Origin of the sequence: Bacteroides sp. 51 (assembly GCF_010500965.1) — a bacterium.
In the GTDB taxonomy this organism is placed as follows: Bacteria; Bacteroidota; Bacteroidia; order Bacteroidales; family Bacteroidaceae; genus Bacteroides.
Genome location: NZ_QVMI01000046.1, coordinates 1 through 21,624 on the forward strand (window position 1 = coordinate 1; position 21,624 = coordinate 21,624).

A 21,624-nucleotide genomic window follows, 5' to 3' on the forward strand; every position below is an offset into this window, starting at 1 on the left:
AGATAGAAATTTAAAGTTGCTTGAGCCGTATGAAGGGAAACTTTCACGTACGGTTCTTAGGGGGGGAGGGGGCAGTAATGCCCCTGACCTACCCGGCAAGGCAATCGCTAAAGAGGGTATGGCAGAGTACATTAAGTATCTTTTTAAGACTGTGAGGAAATTCTTCGGAGAGGCGATTGTCGTTACACAGGAGGTCGATGATATTATCGCTTCTCCTATTGTGAAAGAGAGTATTATCAACAATAGCGACTGTAAAATTTTGCTCGACCAAAGAAAATACATGAACAAATTTGACAGTATTCAGGCGTTGTTGGGATTGACCGAAAAGGAAAAATCGCAGGTACTCTCTATCAATATGTCCAATGTACCCAGTCGTAAATACAAGGAAGTCTGGTTTGGGTTAGGAGGTGTACAAAGTGCCGTATATGCCACAGAAGTAAGTCTGGAAGAATATTACACCTATACAACCGAAGAATCGGAGAAAATGGAAGTGATGCAACTGGCTGAAAAACTGGATGGAAATATGGAACTGGCGATTAAGCAGATTGCTGAAAGCAAGCGACAGGAGTACGGAGGATAGATGCCATGAAAAGAAAAAACAGTAAGCCGTTTGCGGCACCGCAACTTCATACCCATTTCCCGATGAGAGAGATATGCGGGACATGGGAAAGCCTTTGCGGTTCCCCCGGACTTAAAATATTCCATGACGGTAGTCGGTTCCGGTTGAAGTTTATTTACAAACAAAACACGGCGTTTACCGTCCCTTTGTGCCAGAGCTGGGGGATTACCTTTTTCTATTTCTACGGTATGATTCGCATTGCCTACGATGATGAGCGGGATATGCTTCTGCTTACTACCGAAGGCGAATACAAAAGGGTGTACGATTAAGGTACACAAAATCAATAATCATTAAAAAATAAAAAGTATGAAACGAATATTTATGTGCCTGATAGTGGCACTTTCTATGTTCTCATTTCAGGCGAAAGCGCAGTGGGTTGTAACCGATCCGACCAATCTTGTGCAAAATATCACAAGTGCGATACAAGGTACATCCACGGCAGGTAATATGATAAAAAACCTGCAAAAAAGTATCAAAATCTACAATCAGGGAAAGGAATACTACGACGCTTTGAAGTCTGTCCACAATCTGATTAAAGATGCCCGTAAGGTACAAAAGACGATTTCAATGGTCAGCGAAATTACGGACATCTACGTGAACGGATTTAATAAAATGGTGGGTGATCCCAATTTTACCCCGAATGAACTGGCGGCAATCTCAACAGGCTATGCCAAACTACTGGAGGAAGGGGGAGCGTTGGTAACGGATTTGAAAAACGTAGTTACCGGAAGCAACGGGCTTTCCCTGTCCGATAAAGAACGGATGGATGCGATAGATGACATTTATACTAAGATGTTGGACTATCGTAACCTGACTAAGTATTATACCCAAAAGAGTATATCGGTTTCGTATATCCGTGCCAAAGAAAAAGGCGATACGGACAGGGTATTATCTCTTTACGGTAGTCCTGCCGAAAGATATTGGTAATCAAACAAATGTAGTCAGTTATGAATTTTGACAACTTACATCAGATTCTTGCGAATCTGTACCAAGACATGATACCTCTTTGCAGCAACATGATTGGGGTTGCAAAGGGGTTGGCAGGATTGGGCGCACTCTTTTATGTAGCATACAGGGTATGGCAGGCGTTAAGCCGTGCGGAGCCTATTGATGTGTTTCCGCTTCTCCGTCCTTTTGCGATAGGGCTTTGTATAATGTTTTTCCCTACACTGGTTTTGGGAACTATCAATGCGGTTATGAGTCCCATTGTTACAGGTACTCATAGCATTTTGGAATCGCAGACAATGGATATGAAAGCCTATCAGCAACAGAAAGATAATCTGGAGTACGAAGCCCGTGTCCGTGAGGGTAAAGCGTGGCTTGTCGATGATAAAGTGTACGATCAAAAAATGAAAGACCTCGGTATTACCGATACGCCTGAAATTATCAGTATGTGGGGAGAACGCCTTTGGTATGATATCAAGGCATGGTTCCGGCAGGTAATCAGGGATTTCTTTGAACTGCTGTTCAATGCTTCCGCATTGGTCATTGATACGATACGCACATTTTTCCTTGTCGTGTTAGCCATACTGGGGCCTATTGCGTTTGCCTTTTCCATTTATGACGGGTTTCAGGCAACGCTCACCCAGTGGCTTACACGCTATATAAGCGTATATCTGTGGCTTCCTATTTCTGACATTTTTTCTTCCGTACTGGCACGCATACAGACTTTGATGCTTGAACAGGATATAGCCTTGTTGCAAGATCCGAACTATATTCCCGACGGCTCGAATGGTGTGTATATCGTATTCTTGATTATCGGAATTATCGGATACTTCACTATCCCGACCGTAGCCGGATGGATTATTCAATCAGGTGGAGCGGGTGCATACGGAAGCGCAGTAAACAAAACAGCAAGTAAAGCAGGTGGAATTGCCGGAGGCGTTGCGGGATCAGTAGCCGGAAACGTTGGCGGTCGTTTGCTTGGTAAATAACCAATAAATGTAATTAAAAACATGGAGTTCAAAAGTTTAAAAAATATTGAAACAAGTTTCAAGCAAATAAGGATTATCGCCATTGTGTTTGTGGTGCTGTGTGCAGGAATTACCGGATATGCAGTCTGGAACTCATTCAGCTTTGCGGAAGCACAACGGCAGAAAATCTATGTATTGGATGAAGGAAAATCGCTTATGTTGGCTCTTTCACAGGACTTATCTCAAAACCGTCCTGTTGAAGCAAGGGAGCATATCAAGCGATTTCACGAACTGTTCTTTACCTTATCACCGGATAAAAGCGCCATTGAATCAAACATCAACAGGGCACTCTTTCTGGTGGACAAAAGTGCTTTCCGCTATTATCAGGATATGTCGGAAAAAGGTTACTACAACCGCATTGTGTCGGGTAATATCAATCAGATTATTCAGATTGATTCTGTGGCATGTAATCTCGATGTTTATCCCTATAAGGTAATGACCTACGCCCGGCAAATGATTATCAGGGCAAGTAATGTAACGGAGCGAAGCCTTGTTACACGCTGCGACCTGATAAACTCTGTCAGAAGCGACAATAATCCTCATGGGTTCACTATGGAACGCTTTGAGATAATAGAAAACAGGGATTTAAGAACAATAGACCGATAAGCCATGATAAAGAAAAAACTTACAGCCGTAAGGGACTGGATGGAAGACGGTCTGCGGTCATTGTTAGGGCAGATAACGCCCGACGGACGGATTATTATAATCCTTGTAATGCTTTTCGTGTTTGGCGCAGGTTCCATCTACATGACGGTTTCTTCCATATATAATATGGGAAAGAAAAGCGGTCAGGAAATGCAGATAGACCATATCAAGCAACTGGAACTGGAGTATCAGCAGAAAGCAGATAGTATCAACCAAATAAACAGATTTGATTATGAGTAAGGAAAACGAAGGTAACGAACCGAAACCGGAAGTTACTGAAAAAAAGAAAGAGAGTAAGCCTAAAAAAGAGCTTACGCCGCAGGAGATTCAGAAGCGGAAAAAGATGCTTGTCTATCCCTTGTTTGTCTTGCTGTTCATCGGGGCTATGTGGCTCATCTTTGCGCCCTCCGGCGGAAAGGATGAAAAGCAACCCGACGGGTTTAACCCTGAACTACCCATCCCTAAAGACGAAGGTATTGTAGGGGATAAGCGGACAGCTTACGAACAGGAAGCCATGCGTAACAAAGAAGAAAATAAAAGGCGTAGTTTACAAGACTTTGCATTTTCGCTCGGTGAAGATGAAGACCGCAAAACGCAGGAAGATTACGAAAAACAGGTGCGCACGGCTCCTGTTACTCCCGATTCTCCCGATAACTCCCGTAGTGCGGCTTCTCCTATCCAATCTTCAGCCCATGCTTATCAGGATGTAAACCGCCAGTTAAACAGTTGGTATGAACAACCCGCAAGCGGAGCCGATGAACAGCAGCTTGCTTTGGATCGGCGTATGCAGGAATTGGAGCGTAAACTGGAAGAAGCCGAAGCTGCGAAAAGTGCGGAGGATAAACAACTGGAACTGATAGAAAAATCTTATCAGATTGCAGCCAAATACACGCCCAATGCACAGGGACAGGTAACGCCTGACGGACAGCAGCAACAAAATGGGGATAACACAATCAACCTGCGTGAGAAAGTAACCCCGAAGCCTGTGTCACAGGTACATCACAGTGTTGTTTCGCTTTTGGCAGCTCCAATGGATAATGACGAGTTTCTGGAGCAATACAGCAAGCCCCGTAACATGGGATTTATCACGGCTGCCGGACAGGAAGGCGTAAGGGAGAAAAACGGTATCAAGGCTTGTGTGTGCCAGACTATAAAACTTTCCGATGGGAAAGAAATGCAACTGCGTTTACTGGAGCCTATGAGAGCCGGAAATATTCTGATTCCTGCTAATACTATTCTGACAGGAAGTGCGAAGATTAGCGGGGAGCGGCTTCAGGTAACAATCATTTCTATACAGTATGCAGATAATGTGATACCTGTTGAAATGGATGTTTACGATTTAGACGGATTGCGGGGATTTTCGGCTCCGGGTTCGGATGAAATGAACGCAGCTAAAGAAATTGCAGCCAACATGGGTACGTCGATGGGCAGTAGCATTACCATAACAGACGACGCAGGTTCACAGCTTGCCGCCGATTTGGGGCGAAGCGCCATTCAGGGATTGTCGCAATACGTCAGTAAAAAAATGCGTAAAGTGGAAGTAACATTGAAAGCTAATCATCAGGTATTACTTCTTCCAAAGGTATAAAACAGGGCGTAAGCCTACCACTAAAAAAATCCAATAGTATTTAGTAATTAACAATTAAAACAATTTTTCGTATGAAACAAATTCTTTTTGCACTCGCTATTATCGGGTGCGTATTCACAGCGAACGCTCAGGATGTTGAAAAACAGAGCGTAGAAAAACAGCAAACAGCAAATATTTCTCCCTCTACCGGAGATTATTTTGACGGTCTGACCAGACCGCTAACCTTTAACCGGATGATACCACCGTACGCACTGGAGGTTACATTCTCAAAGACAGTGCATATCATTTTCCCGTCTGCTATAAGATATGTCGATTTGGGTTCTGCCGACCTGTTGGCAGCCAAAGCTGCTGGAGCGGAAAACGTATTGCGTGTAAAAGCTGCTCTCCGGGACTTCTCTCGTGAAAGCAATTTGGCGGTCATTACCGACGATGGCGCATACTATACCTTTAATGTTAAATATGCCGATGAACCGGTGAAATTGAGTGTCGAAATGACCGACTTTATCCATGATGGAGAAGCCGTGAACAGACCAAATAACGCTATGGAGATTTACATGAGGGAATTGGGTAGCGAATCGCCGTTACTGGTTAAACTGATAATGAAATCTATCTATAAAAATGATGACAGGGAAATAAAGCACATCGGTTCCAAACGTTTCGGTATTCAGTACACACTCAAAGGAATTTACACGCATAACGGATTGCTTTATTTCCACATGCAACTCAAAAACTCATCCAATGTGCCGTTTGATGTAGATTTTATCACTTTCAAGATTGTAGATAAAAAACTGGCGAAACGTACAGCCATTCAGGAACAGGTAATTGTACCACTCCGGGCGCATAATAACCTGACATTGATAGGTGGAAAACGGACAGAACGTGTGATTTTCACTTTGCCGAAGTTTACGATACCGGATGATAAGCACCTTATCATCGAACTGAACGAAAAAGAGGGCGGACGGCATCAAAGTTTTGTTGTCGAAAATGCCGACCTGATAAGGGCGAAAGTTATCAACGAATTGAAAGTTAAATAACCATGAAACGGCTATTACTTATACTAACGTTTGTGCTGTGCCTGGTCTTTGCAGACCAAGCACACGCACAGCGTTGTTTGCCCGGTATGCAAGGCATACAGGTAACTGGTGGAATGGTAGATGGATTCCATTTGTCAGACAAAAAGAATGAACTGGGCTATTATTTCGGGTTGTCGATGGCCACCTATACCAAACATGCAAATAAGTGGGTATTCGGTGCCGAGTTCCTGAATAAATATTACCCTTATAAAGATGACAGAATACCTGTCAGCCAGTTCACTGGAGAGGGTGGTTATTACCTGAAATTTCTTTCCGACCATAATAAAGTAGTCCTTTTTTCTTTGGGCGGATCTGCTCTTGCCGGATATGAAACAAGCAACTGGGGAGAAAAAACACTTTTTGACGGTTCCACACTCCGGAATAAAGACCGGTTCATTTATGGGGGTGCTATTACGTTGGAAATGGAAACCTATTTATCAGACCGTGTTGTATTGCTCCTGACTGCCCGTGAACGGATATTGTGGGGAACATCAACAGGGCATTTTCATTTCCAGTACGGATTAGGGTTAAAATTTATAATAAACTAAACTTTGAGAAGAAATGATAGCAACAACATCAGATAACCTCTTAGAATTTTTAAGATTCTGGAATAATGAACATTTATCGCAGGATGATACTGTCCCTGTGAATATGTATAATATGTCTGCTTTGTCAGCGGGGGTTGGTTTCACATTAAAATGGTTTATTTCAAAAGACGATTTTGAAAAAATAGCGAAGGAAGTAAACTACGTTTTTAATGACAGTGATAAAACTCGTATGCTCCTTAATATTGGAGAAGATAGAATAGAACTGGAAATAGACAAGTATAATATTATTGCTGATTTCAAGGAAGAGGTTAGAGGTATTGATGCTGTCTTTGATAAAATGACAAAACAATAAATATTTTAAAATAAAAAAACATGAAAAAGTTTTTAGCATATTTTTTATACACGCTATTGCTATCGGCAATAGTCTGTGCCTGTAGTGACGATTTGGATATTCAGCAGGCTTATTCATTTGATCTTGTTACTATGCCCGTCCAGAAAAAAATCGTTCAGGGCGAGAGTGCGGAGATTCGATGCCAACTGGTAAAGGAAGGTGACTATGATAACGCCCGGTTCTTTATCAGGTATTTTCAAAGTGATGGAAAAGGAGAACTGCGGATGGATGACGGAACGGTATTTCTACCGAATGACCTATATCCGTTGAATAAAACGACATTCCGGCTCTATTATACATCACACAGTACGGATCAGCAGGTTATCGACGTATATATCGAAGATTCATTCGGTCAGGTCGTGCAAAAAACATTTAGTTGGCAGAATGACAAGGGGGATGATGAAGAAGATGATGATTTACTAAAAGTATCAGTCCATGATTATATGCAGCTATATCGTGTTAAACGTCCTCTGCTGGCTATGGATAGCCCATTCGTTGAATAATGCACCGACAGACGTAGATCTGTGGGGTGAGGAAGTTGAATAAGTAAAGTACCCGGATTATTTCGGGTACTTACTGTTTTTACAGATTGATTATGAAATACCTACTAATATTCGTCACCGTTTTGCTGCATTTGCCTTTATGGGGGCAGCCGTTTGATTCTCTAAACAGAAAATCGGAAATAGAAGACTGTACGAAATCTGCCTATTCTATAAATGAGTTCCAACAGATAGCGGATTCTTTGCAAATGTCTATTGATGAGTTATCCGACTATCCTGTGATTTTTCCAATAAAAAAACCGCTATATATTTCATCGGGCTTTGGTAGGCGTTATCATCCTGTTTATAAAATACAAAAATTTCATACCGGGATTGATATTCCTAAAATCAAAGGTACCCCAGTCTATGCCACTGGTAACGGGATAGTAGTTCGCAAGGGTTTTTGTTCGGGATATGGGAACTACATTGAGATTGAACACGCAGGCGGTTTCCATTCATTTTATGCCCATTTGAGTAAGACGATGGTAAATGCAGGGGATTCGGTAAGTATAACCCAACAGATTGCCTGTGTAGGCAATACAGGAGTATCGACAGGTAGCCATCTGCATTACGAAGTAAGAAAAGGTAAGCGCTATCTGAATCCCCAAAAATGGTGTTATTGCCTTTTTGAAATTATAACAACGAAAAATAAATAAAAATGAATCCACAAGAAAAACAAGATGCTGAATTTGTCAGTAAGGATAAAGACAGATTTATGACACTACCCGGAGATAGACGAACTGAAAGTGTTTCTCTGGCTGCCATTGAAGTTGATCCCGATAATATAAGGTATGTGCCTGAAAATATTCTGAATGAAAAACTTATGAAAAAGGCACTTCAAGGTGATGGTTTAACATTGGAGTACATACCTGATAATATGAAAACATCCGATCTATGTAATGTTGCTGTGGAGAATAGCGGCTGGGCATTACAGTTTGTTCCTGAAGAAATGAAAACAGAACAAATGTGCCGAAGAGCCCTTCATTCCGCTTATGATATTACGGGAGAGGGTATCGAAGTGTTAGCTTTCATCCCTTATCCAGACGTTTGTATGCATGGGATAAAGCTATATGAAAATTCTATGGTTAATATGATGGATATATACGGCTTCATCAATCCGCAAATTATGACTGCGGAGATGGCCATGTATGGTGTTAAGGATGAACCGGGAGTATTAGGCTTTATTCCGGAACATCTTCATTCTTATGAGTTAAGAATGGAGGCTGTTAAAGGTGATGGTATGCGGCTATATAATATTCCTGACAAAGATAAAACGATGGAATTATGCGAGGCTGCAATTAATTCGACCTTTCATAGCCTGAGATATGTTCCCGATGAAATGAAAACTACGGAACTATGTAATCAGGCTTTAAAGAAAGACGCTTTTGCAATACAGTATTTCCCTGCGGATAAACTAACACATGAAGTTTGTCTGGAAGCGGTAAATACAGCCAGTCATCCCCGTATATTGTCATTTATACCGTTTGAGGATATTCATCTAAAGGTTTTCAATGAACAATGCAAAGATTACTCCACTACGAAAGAATTTTTGGAGAATATGAAGCCTGATTATATAAAACAGGATTTGGCATATAAAATTTTTGAGAAACAACCAGAGTTGTTTTACAATATCCCCATCCAATTTAAGGATAAACAATTATGCGAAGCTGCTGTAAAACGTGACGGATCATACTTGGCACATATTCCAGAAAGCCAAAAAACAAAAGAATTATGTGAGTTAGCTATAAAAAGCAGTCCTTATGCCATTCCGTATATTTTGGATGAAATGAAAGGGGAAGAACAATATCGAAAAATGGTAAAAGATAATCCGAAAAACTTAATAGGTATTCCTTATGAAGACCGAACCGATGAATTGTGTCGGATTGCTTTGGACAATACTTTCGGGAAAGATAAAAACGATTTCTCTGTTGTTAATTCTGTTACATCATCTCAAATGTTGCTGGAAGTATTTAAAGCTCATACTAATCCCGAAAAAGTGGATTTGTTGTTACATATTGTTAGTCATGATTTAATCACACCGGAAATAGCAAAAGATGCTTTACAAAAGAGCGGTAGAAGTTTTCACGTTATACCGCAAAAGGCTTGGACACCCGAAGTTGCTGAAACAGCCGTTAAGAGTGATCCCAGTTCATTAGGTTGGGTTCCTTCTAATATGAGGACTGCTGATATGATTTTATTTACTAAAAAAGCTATTGAGGGATATAACATCAATATTCCAGAAGAGATTAGCAAGGGCGATAACATTTATACATTCCACAAAAGAGTGGAAAATATAATAAATAAGCCCTTATCATACGATCAGCATAAGCAGCTATATAATGGAGAATCTATTAGAGTTAAGGATATACAAACATCTAATGGTTTTGTGAAAATTGGAGAATTAAGGTATGATGCAAAGAGCAAAAACCTAAATGTCAAATCTGTGGAACAAACTACCGCAGAAAAACAAAAAAACTCTATCCAAATCAATAAAAAGCCAGACCGAAAAGGGAAAGGGCGGAAAATCTAAAAAACAAAAATATGAACTTTTTATCTACATATTTACAGCCCGGAGAAGAAATAAAATACAGGGCAAAAATACATATATTTCTTTTTCTCCAACCCGCTATATTGTTGGGTATTGGCTATATGTGTTATCTTGATGATGCCCGGATGACACGCTATTTAGGTGTAACATTGCTGTTCTTGGGGTTGGTTTCCCTTGTACAGCGTGTTTTGATAAAGGTTGGTTCGATTTATGCCGTTACTAATAAACGAGTAATTTTGAAAACGGGTGTAATAAGCCGCAGAACGGTCGAACTTGTCCTGGCTAAATGCGAAGGATTGCATGTAAGCCAGAACGTGTTGGGACGTATATTTAATTTTGGAACTATTACAGTAACGACTGGCGGTGCTATCAGTAGCTATCCTTTTATCGCTCGTCCGTTTACATTCAAGCGAGAAATCAACAAGCAAATAGGATAGTTTACAGTGGCGTGCTATTGATTTATGTTTTCAAAATCAGTAATATTCCATTGTTTTTGTGTATTTTTGCACACAGGATCATTTATAACGATGCCAGTCATCGGATGGTTCTTACATAGGAAATAGCAGCATTATAGTGAGGTTTTGAAAACCGCCAAATATTTTAGAACTCACTCACATGGTAATGGATGTTAGCTTCCGTCAGTCTGTATATATGTTACTCGCATATACCGGCAAGGGCGTGAGGTTATTATCTATTGAGTGAGTGGGTGCTTGGCGGTACCTCAAAGCCGATATTTAGTAATTCTTGCGCCTGTTTTTTGGTACTAACATAATATTACAGAGAGATCATGAATTTTGCACAAAAAGCCATTTCTAAACTTTACCTTAAAAGGCAATCACCTGTAAATAAGTTTACTGTTTGTGATAAAATCCGTCCTATACTGGTATTACACAGAATTTCGATTAAAGAATCACTATTTATTTTTCCTGACTATGAGTATGTCTATGAAGCAATGAAAGGGAAAAAAGAATTAGTCAGTACACGGGATTGTATTCGATTTGAAGACATAGTACATCTGGACGAAACAGAGGTTTATGTGGAGATTGTAACCCGCACGGGCTTTGTTCATTTGTTATCTAAGGAAAAGCCGGAGAGAACCTATTTTAATATGTTTTCAGTTACCCATAATAAACCCCGTTTATGGAAATAAAGACAATCTATACTAAAGTAAAAGACTATATTGAGTATAAGAAATTTGTGTTTGAGGATTTGCGGGCTATGGGCTACATTTCAAAAGGGGAGATACTTTTCGTTTCTGTATTTATCCTGTTCGTGGTAGGCTTTACAACTTGGTGGATAATTGATAGTCGGCAAATGGAAAAGGAATACCAAAGGAAGGTGCAGGAATTAGACAGACATTACAGAGAGAAACAAAAGGAACTGAAGATTGACAGGCATTCATTGGACAAGATGCCTCACGAATTTGATTCTCTGGAGGATTGGATCAGGTGGGAAATGGAAAATGATTTTGACAGACCTCGATAAAACAAAAGAAGCATTAAATTTAACTTTAATGCTTCTTTTGTTTTTTATTTCACGGTATATTTTAGAGTTGATTTCTTCATCATTTGCTCTGTTGAAAGTTGTTCCGTTATCTGATCTATTGCTTGTTCTACATTTATGTCCTCCTGTAACTGCTTTTCCGATATATCCCTAATTTTTTCTGCAAAATTGGGGGGAATACTTATTGTTCTTATTCCCTGCATGATTCCGGTTCCGGCATCCACAAGAAACATTGTTATTATATTTGCTTCTGAATTTAACCAATCGTCTTGTTTTTCCTCTGGAATTTTAGTTACATCAATACTCACTTCAAAAGAAAAACCCATGTCAAAAATCAGAAATGGAATGTTAGAGTTTTCATATAAGTAAACATCTAATTTCCCCTTTCGGAATAGTCTTATTTCTTCTGTCGTTGGTTCATGGAAACTGCAAAAAACATCAAAAAATGCTGTATTAATAATAGCAGCAGTTGTTTCTATTTGATTCAAATATCTTTCATCAGGGAATCTCTTACCCACCTCGTATTTTATTTTTTCTTTTGATGTAGTGTCAGCAGAATGTGTGTTATTTGTTTTTTTTCGGTAATCGTTGAGATATAAGGAATAATATATGTATAGTTCCACTTCGCCCATTATCATTTCTTCTTCTCCGCTTGTAAGCGAAGCGGAAGGATAGCAAGGAACTGTATATATAAAAGAGCTTTCTTTGGGGGTAGTAGTCAATTTCTCAAATCCTCTTTTCTCTATAAAATTATCAACCAGTTCCAATACCATAGATGCGTCTTTTGCTTCAAAACAGCAAAAGTTCATATACAAAGGGATATTATTTTTTTCAAAGTTAAAAATAGCAACGTTGCTGGCTATGGTAGTAACGACTTCCAAATTAGTTAAAGGAAATTTCAATTTGCTCTTTTCCTTATTAATGTCCTCAAAGGGTTTGAGTAAATTTATTGTTTCCTCTGTAATATCATCAGTATCTCTAACAAGTGTAGAGCCTTTATATGTTATATGTTCAACCTTCATGCTTATCGCTTTTTATGCAAAAGTAGAGAATTTATATATATCATAGATGATTTCATTTAACTTTTTAAATATCTGTTAATCTACAATTTACTTTCCATAGTGGAATTTGTAGATTATTCTATGTATTTATTTTCGCTACTATCGGTTTGTTCTCGTAAAGCACGCTTTTTAGCTTTCTCTTTTTTCTTCTTTTCTTTTTTTGCTTTGTCATCTGCGATAATGTCATTCAGAGAGCGAACAGTAACAGGTTCTTCCCGTTTAAACCGTTTGATATATATATCTTCGATAAACTGGGGTAACGGAACTTTCCATGTTTCCTGTTTATGGTTATCTATTTTACCTAATTTATCGGGATTTAGTCCCAACTCACGAGCCATCTGGACGTGCTTATCTGACAATTTATGTTTTTTTTGGGCAACTACCCATTTTTCTATTTTTACAGGCATATTATTGAGATTTCAAGACAAAAATACCTATTTGTTCAAATGTATGAAAACAAATAGGTTTAAAAGGCTTTTTGTTACTTTTTCTTCCGTTAGATTACTTTTACTCATGGAAAAACCTTAGGTTTGCATTGTAATTATTTTATAAACTATAATGAGTGAACCGTATGGAAAAAGAGAAATGTAAAGTCTATGTTACTATTTGGGACTCATTTTATTCATTTAATTTCAAGAATATTTAATGATTTACGTTATGAATTAAGAAGAAAGGAAAATAACAAGTAAATCAGCATGGAAAATAGGAATAACTTATGTTACTATAACGAACTTGTTATTTGTCTTGGATTAGACCTATATAAGAATTTTATCTGAAAGATATTTAAGGTTTTTAGGATATATTCAAATGCCTTTCCAAATTATAAATCATTAAATCACTTTATTATGGGAAACTATTATTTTATTGGAATTGATGTGAGTAAAAAGAACTTGGATTGTTGCCTCCTGAGTAATGGTGTGGTGGTGAAACAAGATGTTATTTCAAATCATCAAAAGAGTATCGAGGACTACTTATCTGTAATTTGTGCAGAACAAAATATAGATGCAGAACAAATAGTAGTATGTGCTGAATTTACAGGATTATATATTTATCCTTTAACAATCTCTTGTCAAGCCGGAAACTATAAACTTTGGTTAGAAGATCCTACTCAAATAAAATACAGTTCAGGGTTGCAACGAGGAAAAAATGATCCCGTAGATGCAAAGCGTATTGCTTTATATGCCTATCGTTATATAGATAAACTTAAAATATATAACCACCCAACTATAAGTGTTGAATCAATAAAGCTATTAACAACAGAATTAAATATGCTATGTGTTGATAGAGCTAAATACCAAGCTCAATTATCAGATCAAAAAGAATATATGCCTGATAGAGTCTATAAATTGAAGTCAAAGAGATTATCTCTGCTTATTAAAGAATTAGATAAAGCAATAGCTAATATTGAAGCGGAGATTGAGGATATTGTAGCAAAGGATGCTTTATTATCTCATCAGATGAAATTATTATTGAGCATTGAAGGAATAGGTAAAAAAACTTCTTTAAAAATGATACTGGAAACACAAGGCTTTACACGATTTACAGATAGTCGTAAATTCTGTTGCCATGCGGGTGTTGCTCCATTCAGTTATTCATCAGGAAGTAGTCAGCATTCTAAAAATCGGGTTTCCCATAGAGCAAATAAAAGTATAAAATCTTTACTCCATTTAGCAGCCTTATCTGCTATTCAAAATAAGAATAGTGGATTAAGGGTATATTACGATAGAAAAGTTGCTGAGGGCAAAAATAAAATGTCAGTACTAAATGCTATCAGAGCCAAACTCGTAGCCCGCATGTTTGCCGTAATAAAGAATAATGAACTATACAACTCAAATTATACTAATCAGTTTGTTGTCTGAAAAAACTGTTCGTATATTTGCGAATTAAAAAACTATTCGTATATTTGCGAACTATAAAATGAAGAAGATGGAAAAAGTGAAGAAAAGATATACGGTTGAGCAGGTGCAAATGGCACGTTTCGCCAAAGCCCTTTCGCATCCTGTACGGATTGCTATTCTGCAATTGTTAGCAAGTCAAGAATGTTGTTATCATGGAGATATGTCTGAAGTGTTACCAGTAGCGAAAAGCACTTTATCGCAACATTTGAATGAATTAAAAGATGCCGGTTTGATACAAGGTGAAATTACATTGCCATCTGTTAAGTATTGCATTAATCAGAAAAACTGGTCTTTAGCGAAAAGATTATTTGAAGCTTTATTGACTGAAGTAGAAATATCAGACAATTGTTGTAATACATAATTTTTTATCTTTAAAGTTCGTATGTTTGCGAACCTACAGACAATTCGCTTTAAAGCGAATTGAATTTTTGATAAACTTATTATTATATATGGAAAATAAAGAAATTAAAGAAATGGTAAAGCAAAAATACAGCGCACTTGCTTTACAAAATGATAACCAGTCGTCTTGTTGTGGCTCTGGATGCTGTTCCTCTGATAATGTGTATAACATTATGAATGAGGATTACAGTCAGCTTGACGGCTATGAAGCAGATGCTGATTTAGGTCTGGGATGTGGACTTCCTACAGCTTTTGCCGGATTAAAAAAAGGCGATTTTGTTGTGGATTTAGGTTCCGGGGCAGGAAATGATTGTTTTGTAGCCCGCGCTGAAGTCGGAGAAACAGGGAAAATCATCGGTATTGATTTTACAGATGCTATGATAGAAAAGGCAAGAAATAACGCACAAAAGAGAGGTTTTACAAATGTCACTTTCCGCAAAGGTGAAATAGAAGATATGCCTATTGGTGGTAATTCCGTTGACGTTGTAATAAGTAACTGCGTATTAAACCTATTACCAACCAAAGATAAAATCTTCCATGAAATTTTCAGGGTTTTAAAACCCGGTGGGCATTTCTGCATCTCGGATGTGGTTTTAGAAGGTGAATTACCTGAATCCATCAAACAAGTAGCAGAATTATACGCCGGATGCATTGCAGGAGCAATTCCTAAAGAACAATATATGGTTAAGATTTTCAGTGCAGGTTTTTTACAGGTGAAAATACAAAGGGAAAAACCTATCGTTGTCCCTGATGATATCCTAAAAGAGCATCTTGATGAAAAATCATTCCATGAATACAAGGAGAATAATTCAAAGATATTCTCTATTACAGTAACAGGTGTAAAACCTGAAAGTGCTTGCGATTGTAGTTCCGGATGCTGTTAATAATGTTTTGATATGAATGCACAAAAAGTTTTAATTCTTTGTACAGGCAATAGTTGCCGTAGCCAAATGGCACATGGCTTCCTGCAATCTTTCGACCCTGCATTAAAAGTATTCTCTGCAGGGACAAATGCAAGCGGAAAGGTTAATCCCAAAGCCATAGAAGTAATGAAAGAAGCCGGAGTAGATATATCCAGCCATACTTCCGATAGTGTAGATAAGTATCTGAATGAAGAATGGGATTATGTCATTACGGTTTGTGGTGGGGCAAATGAAAACTGTCCTACTTTTTTCGGTAAAGTGAAAAACCGTTTGCACATAGGATTTGAAGATCCGTCAGAAGCAAAAGGGTCACCAGAATTTATCCATTCGGAATATATCCGGGTACGGGATGAAATAAAAGAAGCATTTTATAAATTATACATAGAAAAAATAAAAGGCAATGAGTAAGAAGAAAATGAGTTTTTTAGATAAGAATCTCACTCTTTGGATATTCCTGGCAATGGCTATCGGGGTTGGGCTGGGTTACTTTTTCCCATCTTTCAGCACTACAATAGATTCATTATCCAGTGGAACTACAAACATCCCTTTAGCCATCGGTTTAATCTTAATGATGTATCCGCCATTGGCAAAAGTCGATTATAAACAATTACCGAAGGTTTTTAAGGACGTAAAAATATTATCAGTTTCGTTAATCCTGAATTGGATTATCGGGCCGATATTAATGTTTGTACTTGCCATCATCTTCTTACACGATTACCCTGAATACATGGTAGGTGTAATCCTTATCGGATTAGCGAGATGTATAGCAATGGTGCTTGTGTGGAATGACCTTGCGGAAGGAAATACGGAATACGGTGCAGGTTTAGTAGCCCTGAACAGTATCTTTCAGGTATTCTTTTACAGTTTCTATGCTTGGTTGTTTATTACGAAACTTCCTCCCCTTTTCGGGTTTGAAGGGGCTATCGTTGATATTTCCATCGGTACGATTGCCGAAACGGTTGCTATATATTTAGGTATTCCTTTCTTAATGGGAATATTGAGCCGACTTATATTAGTGAAATTGAAAGGAGAACAATGGTATAAGGAAAAGTTTATCCCGAAAATATCCCCGATAACCTTAATTGCACTGTTATTTACAATCGTTCTTATGTTCAGCCTGAAAGGTGAATTGATTGTACAAATACCAATGGATGTGGTTCGGATAGCCATACCGTTGCTTATCTACTTTGTCGTGATGTTCCTGCTTAGTTTCTTCGCAGGTAAGTTTATGGGGGCTTCTTATGATAAAAATGCTTCTATTGCTTTCACTGCAACCGGAAACAACTTTGAACTGGCTATCGCAGTGGCAATCGGCGTATTCGGATTACATAGCGGACAAGCCTTTGCCGGAGTAGTCGGGCCATTGGTCGAAGTCCCGGTATTAATCCTGTTAGTGAACTTGGCTTTTTGGCTTCGGAAGAAATATTATAAATAAACATAGTACAAACTAATAAAAACACATTGTATGAAAAAAAGTATTTTAATCGGGCTTTTTGCCATATTGCTGGTAGCCTGTGGTGGTAATGCACAAAAAAACAACGGACAAGCCACTGAAACGCAAGCTAAAGAGCAAGTAGCGGATGCTTCTGTGGTGAACGTTTACTATTTCCACGGTAAACAACGCTGTAAAACCTGTATTGCGGTAGGCGATGTAACAGAGAAGACAATAAAAGAACTTTATGCAGACAATCCACACGTGAAATTCATTGAAGTAAAAACCGATGAAAAACAAAATGCTTCACTCGTAGAAAAATATGAAGTAACATGGAATGCCCTTATTATTGCCAAAGGGGATAATTCCATAGATATTACCGACAAGGCATTTGCCAACGCTTTGAATACTCCCGAAAACCTCACTGACCTGATCAAAACCGAAGTCAATAAAAGATTATGATGGAGTTTTTACAGAATCTTGTGGATGGCTCTAACTTTCCATTACTAACGGCGTTTCTTTTGGGCTTAATGACTGCAATCAGTCCTTGCCCATTGGCAACCAACATTACAGCTACCGCTTATCTTAGTAAAGATATAGGCGATAAGCGAAGAGTAATGTTTAATGGCGTATTCTATACACTCGGCAGAATGTTTACCTATACGGCACTTGGTTTGATTTTCTATTTTGGAGCAAGTCAGTTTCAGGTAGCTAAACTTTTGCAGAATGTTGGGGGAATGTGGCTTGGGATAGCATTAGTCATTATCGGGATATTCATGTTGGACATTATTAAAATAAAGGTTCCGGGAATGAATAAGCTAACCTCAAAAATAGAAAACAAGAAAGGAAAGAAAACCTACCTCGACGCTTTCCTGCTCGGTTTGCTGTTTGCATTGGCTTTTTGCCCTTATAGCGGTGTATTGTACTTTGGTGGATTAATCCCGATGACTATTGCCAGCCCGTCAGGGTTATTACTTCCCCCTGTATTTGCCATAGCTACCGGGTTGCCTGTAATTATCATTGCATGGCTGTTGGCATACAGTGTTAGCAACGTAGGCAAATTCTACAATAAGATGAGTGTCTTCCAGAAATGGTTTAAATGGATTGTCGCTGCCGTTTTTATAATAGTGGGTATTTACTACATAATTACAAGCATTTAATTAGAAATAACAATATAAGATAAATAATATGGAGATTATTGTATTAGGTACAGGTTGTGCCAAATGTAAAACAACCTATGAATCTGTCCGGAAAGTGTTGGCAGATAATAACATTGCTGCCGATTTGAAGAAGGAAGAAAATATACTTGAAATTATGAAGTATAACATTATGTCTTTACCTGCGGTTGTTGTTGATGGAGAAGTAAAGTTGAAAGGGTATGTTCCGAGTGAAGAAGAAATAAAGAAATCCCTGAATCTATAAAACATCACATTATGAGCAGCACATGGTATCCGATTATTGATTCGGAAAAATGTACAGGATGTTCCGCTTGCTTTGAAAAATGCAAGAAAGGAGTTTATGCGATAGAAAATGAGAAACCAGTAGTTGTATATCCTGATGGATGTGTAACTGGTTGTCATGGTTGCGAACCTCTTTGCCCTACTGCTGCAATCAGTTACTTTGGTGATGCAGCAACAATGGATTACTGTAATTGATAGAATTGTACGCATTGAATAGATGCTGTTTTGAATCAGATAGCGTCTATTTTTTTAACCAAATAGTTCGCTACATTACGAACATTGAATAAATAGAATTAATAACAAATAAAATATTAAAAATGAAAACAATTAAAATTTATGACCCTGCATTATGCTGTCCTACCGGATTGTGCGGAGTGAATATCGACCCTGAGTTGATGCGTATAGCAGTTGTGGTTGAAACATTGAAACAAAAAGGAATTATAGTTGAACGTTTTAACTTGCGAGACCATCCTCAGGTATATGTAACCACGAAGGTTGTCAATGATTGCCTTATGGCAGAAGGAGCAGACGTATTTCCTCTAATCACAGTTGATGGTGAAATTGCTATAAAAAAGGCGTATCCATCAAATAAGCAGATTGCAGAATGGCTCGATATTTCAGAAGATGAACTAACAATAAAAAAATAACCCACATGAAAAAGTATAATCCTTCAAACGAAAAACTTACCCAGTATATATTTTTCACGGGTAAAGGCGGTGTAGGCAAAACATCTATCGCCTGTGCTACAGCTGTAAGTCTTGCAGATAGTGGAAAAAAAGTATTGTTGTTGAGTACCGACCCGGCATCCAATTTACAGGATGTATTTGATATGCCGTTAGACAATAAAGGTACTCCCATTAAAGATGTACCCCGCTTGACTGTTGTAAACCTTGACCCCGAACAAGCGGCTGCCGAATACAGGGAATCGGTTATCGCTCCATATCGGGGTAAATTACCTGAAAGTGTAATTGCTAATATGGAAGAACAACTATCCGGTTCATGCACAGTAGAGGTCGCAGCGTTCAATGAATTTTCTGATTTTATCACTGACGAAGATAAGAGCAAAAACTATGATTATATCATTTTTGATACAGCCCCAACAGGTCATACACTCCGTATGTTGCAACTTCCTTCTGCGTGGGATACTTTTATTGACGAAAATACGACCGGAGCTTCGTGCTTAGGACAATTATCAGGTTTGGAAGACCGCAAAGATGTATATAAACATGCGGTAAAAAATCTAACCGATAAGTCTAAAACAACGCTCTTCCTTGTCAGCCGACCGGAAGACAGCCCGTTGAAAGAGGTCGAACGTTCATCCAATGAGTTGTCGGATATAGGTATCGAAACACAGCATTTAATCATAAATGGCGTATTAGAAAACTACGATGCAGACGATAGTATTTCCAAACAGATTTATGAACACCAGCAAAATGCGCTGAATAACCGTTCGGCAGCCTTGCTAAAACTGAACACCTATATTGTTCCGCTTCGTTCTTATAACATGACAGGCATTGATAATATCCGTAATATGTTGAATGCGGATGTAGCCATAAAGAACGAAAGTCCGGATATTGAGAAACGTAGTTTCAATACGATTGACAGCGTTATTGAAGACCTCTACAAAACAGGTAAACGGGTGATTTTCACGATGGGTAAAGGCGGTGTAGGCAAAACTACCATTGCCGGGAATATTGCTCGTGGTTTGGCTAAAAAAGGAGTGAAAGTGCATCTGACTACAACTGACCCTGCAAACCATTTGGCTTATATCGAAACGAAAATAGACGGCATCACAGTAAGCCATATAGATGAAAAAGCGGTGCTTGCTGCCTATCAGAAAAATGTGCTTGACAAAGCAAGGGAAACAATGGGTGATGCTGATTTAAGTTATATCGAAGAAGACCTGCGTTCCCCATGCACACAGGAAATTGCCGTTTTCAATTCCTTTGCCGAAATAGTTGCCAAAGCGGATAATGAAGTGGTTGTGATAGATACTGCACCAACCGGACACACGTTGCTGCTGCTGGATTCAACCCAAAGTTATCATAAGGAAGTAGAACGGACACAGGGAAATATCACCCCTGCGGTTCAAAACCTATTACCTCGCTTGCGAAGCGAAAAGGAAACGGAAGTGGTTATCGTAACCCTGCCGGAAACAACACCTGTGTTTGAAGCACAAAGACTGCAACAGGACTTACAACGTGCCAGAATTAAGAATAAATGGTGGGTGGTTAATTCCAGTCTTTTGCTGACTTCAACCAATAGTCCATTCCTTAAAGCTAAAGCATTAAGTGAAGTGCAATGGATTAATAAAGTGAAGGAGATTTCAGACGGGAACTTTGCCGTTATTGAATGGAAGGAAAAAGTGTAATTTAGAACGATCTGCAAATTATTCTGAAGAAAATAAACGAATAATTTGCAGATCTTTTAAAAATCTTCGATTTTCATCAATCTTTTTTATTTTAAATTAATGATGATGTACATCCATTTTTAAAGAAAATCAGACTTTTAGCATATTTAGCTGTTAAAAATTGACTATCAAAATCTTTATAAAATTATGTAAGGTGCTTGTATCTTCATGCAATGTAAATAGTAAAAATAAAGCGGATAATAAACGTATTATGCAACCTTTTTGGCAAGAAAATTGTTTAAATAATAACATAGAGTAATATAAAAAAAGAATCATGAAATCAACAGAACAACCTGAGAGCGCAATGTTTTTAGAAAACGTAAGCCGTTACAGTTATGACGAAACCTTCGATAAACTATCCGAAAAAATCCAGTCTCTCGGAAACTGGAAAATACAGCATATTCATGATATGCAGGAAACGCTTCGCAAAAATGGGAAAGAAGTGCTACCGATAAAAGTCATAGAATTGTGCAACCCCAAATATTCCGGCAGAATATTGGAGCATGATATGGAACGTAAGTATTCGGTTAACCCCGTCTTTCTTTGTATTTCTATTGATTATCTTTCAAAAACTCCTAAAACATTCGGAGTCGTTTCGTAGACGTTCAGAGATT

The 21,624-nt window shown here is 38.4% G+C and carries 29 protein-coding genes and 1 pseudogene; 28 read left to right on the forward strand and 2 right to left on the reverse strand.

Annotated features, from left to right (window positions below):
• The 16 genes and pseudogenes from D0T87_RS21905 to D0T87_RS21980 form a co-directional block, all read left to right on the forward strand.
• Positions 1–580: TraG family conjugative transposon ATPase (locus D0T87_RS21905; RefSeq protein ID WP_239063847.1), on the forward strand; the 580-nt coding region annotated here is incomplete at its 5' end.
• Positions 581–585: 5 nt separating this feature from the next.
• Complete coding sequence (locus D0T87_RS21910) at positions 586–888, forward strand: DUF3876 domain-containing protein (RefSeq protein WP_129733322.1); 303 nt, start codon at positions 586–588, stop codon at positions 886–888.
• 37 nt (positions 889–925) lie between these two features.
• A complete protein-coding gene (locus D0T87_RS21915) occupies positions 926–1,546 on the forward strand; it encodes a DUF4141 domain-containing protein (protein WP_203558762.1) in 621 nt (206 codons plus the stop codon).
• Positions 1,547–1,566: 20 nt separating this feature from the next.
• Positions 1,567–2,553, forward strand: coding sequence for a conjugative transposon protein TraJ (gene traJ / locus D0T87_RS21920; RefSeq protein ID WP_129733320.1), 987 nt, complete (start codon positions 1,567–1,569; stop codon positions 2,551–2,553).
• Between the two features lie 21 nt (positions 2,554–2,574).
• Positions 2,575–3,198: a conjugative transposon protein TraK gene (gene traK, locus D0T87_RS21925; RefSeq protein WP_129733319.1), complete on the forward strand. Its 624-nt coding sequence runs from the start codon at positions 2,575–2,577 to the stop codon at positions 3,196–3,198.
• 3 nt (positions 3,199–3,201) lie between these two features.
• Positions 3,202–3,477 (forward strand): TraL conjugative transposon family protein, encoded by a 276-nt coding sequence (locus tag D0T87_RS21930; protein ID WP_129733318.1) that lies wholly within the window; start codon positions 3,202–3,204, stop codon positions 3,475–3,477.
• Complete coding sequence (traM, locus tag D0T87_RS21935) at positions 3,470–4,825, forward strand: conjugative transposon protein TraM (protein ID WP_129733317.1); 1,356 nt, start codon at positions 3,470–3,472, stop codon at positions 4,823–4,825. Before D0T87_RS21930 ends, traM begins: the two co-directional genes overlap by 8 nt.
• 71 nt (positions 4,826–4,896) lie before the next feature.
• Complete coding sequence (traN, locus tag D0T87_RS21940; RefSeq protein ID WP_129733316.1) at positions 4,897–5,859, forward strand: conjugative transposon protein TraN; 963 nt, start codon at positions 4,897–4,899, stop codon at positions 5,857–5,859.
• A 2-nt stretch (positions 5,860–5,861) separates the two neighbouring features.
• Positions 5,862–6,446 (forward strand): conjugal transfer protein TraO, encoded by a 585-nt coding sequence (locus tag D0T87_RS21945; protein ID WP_129733315.1) that lies wholly within the window; start codon positions 5,862–5,864, stop codon positions 6,444–6,446.
• 13 nt (positions 6,447–6,459) lie between these two features.
• Positions 6,460–6,798 (forward strand): hypothetical protein, encoded by a 339-nt coding sequence (locus D0T87_RS21950; RefSeq protein ID WP_129733314.1) that lies wholly within the window; start codon positions 6,460–6,462, stop codon positions 6,796–6,798.
• A gap of 20 nt (positions 6,799–6,818) precedes the next feature.
• A pseudogene (locus D0T87_RS21955) lies at positions 6,819–7,247 on the forward strand (DUF3872 domain-containing protein); the annotation flags it as partial.
• Positions 7,248–7,432: 185 nt separating this feature from the next.
• Complete coding sequence (locus tag D0T87_RS21960; RefSeq protein ID WP_165359883.1) at positions 7,433–8,032, forward strand: M23 family metallopeptidase; 600 nt, start codon at positions 7,433–7,435, stop codon at positions 8,030–8,032.
• Between the two features lie 2 nt (positions 8,033–8,034).
• Complete coding sequence (locus D0T87_RS21965) at positions 8,035–9,906, forward strand: DUF4116 domain-containing protein (RefSeq protein WP_129733312.1); 1,872 nt, start codon at positions 8,035–8,037, stop codon at positions 9,904–9,906.
• An 11-nt stretch (positions 9,907–9,917) separates the two neighbouring features.
• Complete coding sequence (locus D0T87_RS21970) at positions 9,918–10,361, forward strand: PH domain-containing protein (RefSeq protein ID WP_129733311.1); 444 nt, start codon at positions 9,918–9,920, stop codon at positions 10,359–10,361.
• Positions 10,362–10,711: 350 nt separating this feature from the next.
• On the forward strand, positions 10,712–11,074 hold the full coding sequence (locus D0T87_RS21975; RefSeq protein WP_129733310.1) for a hypothetical protein: 363 nt from the start codon (positions 10,712–10,714) through the stop codon (positions 11,072–11,074).
• Positions 11,065–11,409 carry a hypothetical protein gene (locus tag D0T87_RS21980; RefSeq protein ID WP_129733309.1) on the forward strand — a complete coding sequence of 115 codons (345 nt, stop codon included), beginning with the start codon at positions 11,065–11,067 and terminating at the stop codon, positions 11,407–11,409. The genes D0T87_RS21975 and D0T87_RS21980 overlap by 10 nt, the downstream gene beginning before the upstream one ends.
• Positions 11,410–11,453: 44 nt before the next feature.
• Here the strand turns inward: D0T87_RS21980 and D0T87_RS21985 are convergent, their stop codons facing one another.
• On the reverse strand, positions 11,454–12,449 hold the full coding sequence (locus D0T87_RS21985) for a hypothetical protein (RefSeq protein WP_129733308.1): 996 nt from the start codon (positions 12,447–12,449) through the stop codon (positions 11,454–11,456).
• A 113-nt stretch (positions 12,450–12,562) separates the two neighbouring features.
• Positions 12,563–12,895 carry a hypothetical protein gene (locus tag D0T87_RS21990; RefSeq protein ID WP_129733307.1) on the reverse strand — a complete coding sequence of 111 codons (333 nt, stop codon included), beginning with the start codon at positions 12,893–12,895 and terminating at the stop codon, positions 12,563–12,565.
• A 438-nt stretch (positions 12,896–13,333) separates the two neighbouring features.
• Between D0T87_RS21990 and D0T87_RS21995 the strand changes: the two genes are divergently transcribed.
• The 12 genes from D0T87_RS21995 to D0T87_RS22050 all read left to right on the forward strand — a co-directional run bounded on the left by D0T87_RS21995 (position 13,334) and on the right by D0T87_RS22050 (position 21,611).
• Positions 13,334–14,347 (forward strand): IS110 family transposase, encoded by a 1,014-nt coding sequence (locus tag D0T87_RS21995; RefSeq protein ID WP_129733306.1) that lies wholly within the window; start codon positions 13,334–13,336, stop codon positions 14,345–14,347.
• Between the two features lie 67 nt (positions 14,348–14,414).
• Positions 14,415–14,747 (forward strand): helix-turn-helix transcriptional regulator, encoded by a 333-nt coding sequence (locus D0T87_RS22000; protein WP_129733305.1) that lies wholly within the window; start codon positions 14,415–14,417, stop codon positions 14,745–14,747.
• A gap of 88 nt (positions 14,748–14,835) precedes the next feature.
• Entirely contained in the window at positions 14,836–15,669 is an 834-nt protein-coding gene (gene arsM, locus D0T87_RS22005; RefSeq protein WP_129733304.1) for an arsenite methyltransferase, read from the forward strand.
• 12 nt (positions 15,670–15,681) lie between these two features.
• Entirely contained in the window at positions 15,682–16,116 is a 435-nt protein-coding gene (locus D0T87_RS22010) for an arsenate reductase ArsC (protein ID WP_129733303.1), read from the forward strand.
• A complete protein-coding gene (arsB, locus tag D0T87_RS22015) occupies positions 16,109–17,143 on the forward strand; it encodes an ACR3 family arsenite efflux transporter (RefSeq protein ID WP_129733302.1) in 1,035 nt (344 codons plus the stop codon). The genes D0T87_RS22010 and arsB overlap by 8 nt, the downstream gene beginning before the upstream one ends.
• Before the next feature lie 30 nt (positions 17,144–17,173).
• Positions 17,174–17,602: a nitrophenyl compound nitroreductase subunit ArsF family protein gene (locus D0T87_RS22020; RefSeq protein ID WP_129733301.1), complete on the forward strand. Its 429-nt coding sequence runs from the start codon at positions 17,174–17,176 to the stop codon at positions 17,600–17,602.
• Positions 17,602–18,300, forward strand: a complete 699-nt coding sequence (locus D0T87_RS22025; protein WP_129733956.1) for an aromatic aminobenezylarsenical efflux permease ArsG family transporter — start codon at positions 17,602–17,604, stop codon at positions 18,298–18,300. The genes D0T87_RS22020 and D0T87_RS22025 overlap by 1 nt, the downstream gene beginning before the upstream one ends.
• Before the next feature lie 28 nt (positions 18,301–18,328).
• Positions 18,329–18,562, forward strand: a complete 234-nt coding sequence (locus D0T87_RS22030) for a thioredoxin family protein (protein WP_129733300.1) — start codon at positions 18,329–18,331, stop codon at positions 18,560–18,562.
• Between the two features lie 11 nt (positions 18,563–18,573).
• Positions 18,574–18,795 (forward strand): ATP-binding protein, encoded by a 222-nt coding sequence (locus tag D0T87_RS22035; RefSeq protein WP_129733299.1) that lies wholly within the window; start codon positions 18,574–18,576, stop codon positions 18,793–18,795.
• 122 nt (positions 18,796–18,917) lie between these two features.
• Positions 18,918–19,247 (forward strand): arsenite efflux transporter metallochaperone ArsD, encoded by a 330-nt coding sequence (gene arsD, locus D0T87_RS22040; protein ID WP_129733298.1) that lies wholly within the window; start codon positions 18,918–18,920, stop codon positions 19,245–19,247.
• A gap of 5 nt (positions 19,248–19,252) precedes the next feature.
• Positions 19,253–20,971 (forward strand): arsenical pump-driving ATPase, encoded by a 1,719-nt coding sequence (gene arsA, locus D0T87_RS22045; RefSeq protein WP_129733297.1) that lies wholly within the window; start codon positions 19,253–19,255, stop codon positions 20,969–20,971.
• Positions 20,972–21,284: 313 nt separating this feature from the next.
• Positions 21,285–21,611, forward strand: coding sequence for a DUF302 domain-containing protein (locus D0T87_RS22050; protein WP_239063849.1), 327 nt, complete (start codon positions 21,285–21,287; stop codon positions 21,609–21,611).
• Positions 21,612–21,624 lie beyond the last annotated feature (13 nt).

Excerpts from the sequence above, each read along its gene's own strand:
- D0T87_RS21995 (WP_129733306.1), top strand. The coding sequence starts at position 13,334 with ATGGGAAACTATTATTTTATTGGAATTGATGTGAGTAAAAAGAACTTG.
- arsM (WP_129733304.1), top strand. The coding sequence starts at position 14,836 with ATGGAAAATAAAGAAATTAAAGAAATGGTAAAGCAAAAATACAGCGCA.
- D0T87_RS21975 (WP_129733310.1), top strand. The coding sequence starts at position 10,712 with ATGAATTTTGCACAAAAAGCCATTTCTAAACTTTACCTTAAAAGGCAA.
- D0T87_RS21910 (WP_129733322.1), top strand. The coding sequence starts at position 586 with ATGAAAAGAAAAAACAGTAAGCCGTTTGCGGCACCGCAACTTCATACC.
- traM (WP_129733317.1), top strand. The coding sequence starts at position 3,470 with ATGAGTAAGGAAAACGAAGGTAACGAACCGAAACCGGAAGTTACTGAA.
- arsB (WP_129733302.1), top strand. The coding sequence starts at position 16,109 with ATGAGTAAGAAGAAAATGAGTTTTTTAGATAAGAATCTCACTCTTTGG.
- D0T87_RS21990 (WP_129733307.1), bottom strand. The coding sequence starts at position 12,895 with ATGCCTGTAAAAATAGAAAAATGGGTAGTTGCCCAAAAAAAACATAAA.
- D0T87_RS21915 (WP_203558762.1), top strand. The coding sequence starts at position 926 with ATGAAACGAATATTTATGTGCCTGATAGTGGCACTTTCTATGTTCTCA.
- D0T87_RS21965 (WP_129733312.1), top strand. The coding sequence starts at position 8,035 with ATGAATCCACAAGAAAAACAAGATGCTGAATTTGTCAGTAAGGATAAA.
- D0T87_RS21960 (WP_165359883.1), top strand. The coding sequence starts at position 7,433 with ATGAAATACCTACTAATATTCGTCACCGTTTTGCTGCATTTGCCTTTA.
- D0T87_RS22035 (WP_129733299.1), top strand. The coding sequence starts at position 18,574 with ATGAGCAGCACATGGTATCCGATTATTGATTCGGAAAAATGTACAGGA.
- D0T87_RS21950 (WP_129733314.1), top strand. The coding sequence starts at position 6,460 with ATGATAGCAACAACATCAGATAACCTCTTAGAATTTTTAAGATTCTGG.
- D0T87_RS21945 (WP_129733315.1), top strand. The coding sequence starts at position 5,862 with ATGAAACGGCTATTACTTATACTAACGTTTGTGCTGTGCCTGGTCTTT.
- traN (WP_129733316.1), top strand. The coding sequence starts at position 4,897 with ATGAAACAAATTCTTTTTGCACTCGCTATTATCGGGTGCGTATTCACA.
- D0T87_RS22010 (WP_129733303.1), top strand. The coding sequence starts at position 15,682 with ATGAATGCACAAAAAGTTTTAATTCTTTGTACAGGCAATAGTTGCCGT.
- traJ (WP_129733320.1), top strand. The coding sequence starts at position 1,567 with ATGAATTTTGACAACTTACATCAGATTCTTGCGAATCTGTACCAAGAC.
- D0T87_RS22050 (WP_239063849.1), top strand. The coding sequence starts at position 21,285 with ATGAAATCAACAGAACAACCTGAGAGCGCAATGTTTTTAGAAAACGTA.
- D0T87_RS22000 (WP_129733305.1), top strand. The coding sequence starts at position 14,415 with ATGGAAAAAGTGAAGAAAAGATATACGGTTGAGCAGGTGCAAATGGCA.
- D0T87_RS22030 (WP_129733300.1), top strand. The coding sequence starts at position 18,329 with ATGGAGATTATTGTATTAGGTACAGGTTGTGCCAAATGTAAAACAACC.
- arsD (WP_129733298.1), top strand. The coding sequence starts at position 18,918 with ATGAAAACAATTAAAATTTATGACCCTGCATTATGCTGTCCTACCGGA.
- traK (WP_129733319.1), top strand. The coding sequence starts at position 2,575 with ATGGAGTTCAAAAGTTTAAAAAATATTGAAACAAGTTTCAAGCAAATA.
- arsA (WP_129733297.1), top strand. The coding sequence starts at position 19,253 with ATGAAAAAGTATAATCCTTCAAACGAAAAACTTACCCAGTATATATTT.
- D0T87_RS21980 (WP_129733309.1), top strand. The coding sequence starts at position 11,065 with ATGGAAATAAAGACAATCTATACTAAAGTAAAAGACTATATTGAGTAT.
- D0T87_RS21970 (WP_129733311.1), top strand. The coding sequence starts at position 9,918 with ATGAACTTTTTATCTACATATTTACAGCCCGGAGAAGAAATAAAATAC.
- D0T87_RS22025 (WP_129733956.1), top strand. The coding sequence starts at position 17,602 with ATGGAGTTTTTACAGAATCTTGTGGATGGCTCTAACTTTCCATTACTA.
- D0T87_RS21930 (WP_129733318.1), top strand. The coding sequence starts at position 3,202 with ATGATAAAGAAAAAACTTACAGCCGTAAGGGACTGGATGGAAGACGGT.
- D0T87_RS21985 (WP_129733308.1), bottom strand. The coding sequence starts at position 12,449 with ATGAAGGTTGAACATATAACATATAAAGGCTCTACACTTGTTAGAGAT.
- D0T87_RS22020 (WP_129733301.1), top strand. The coding sequence starts at position 17,174 with ATGAAAAAAAGTATTTTAATCGGGCTTTTTGCCATATTGCTGGTAGCC.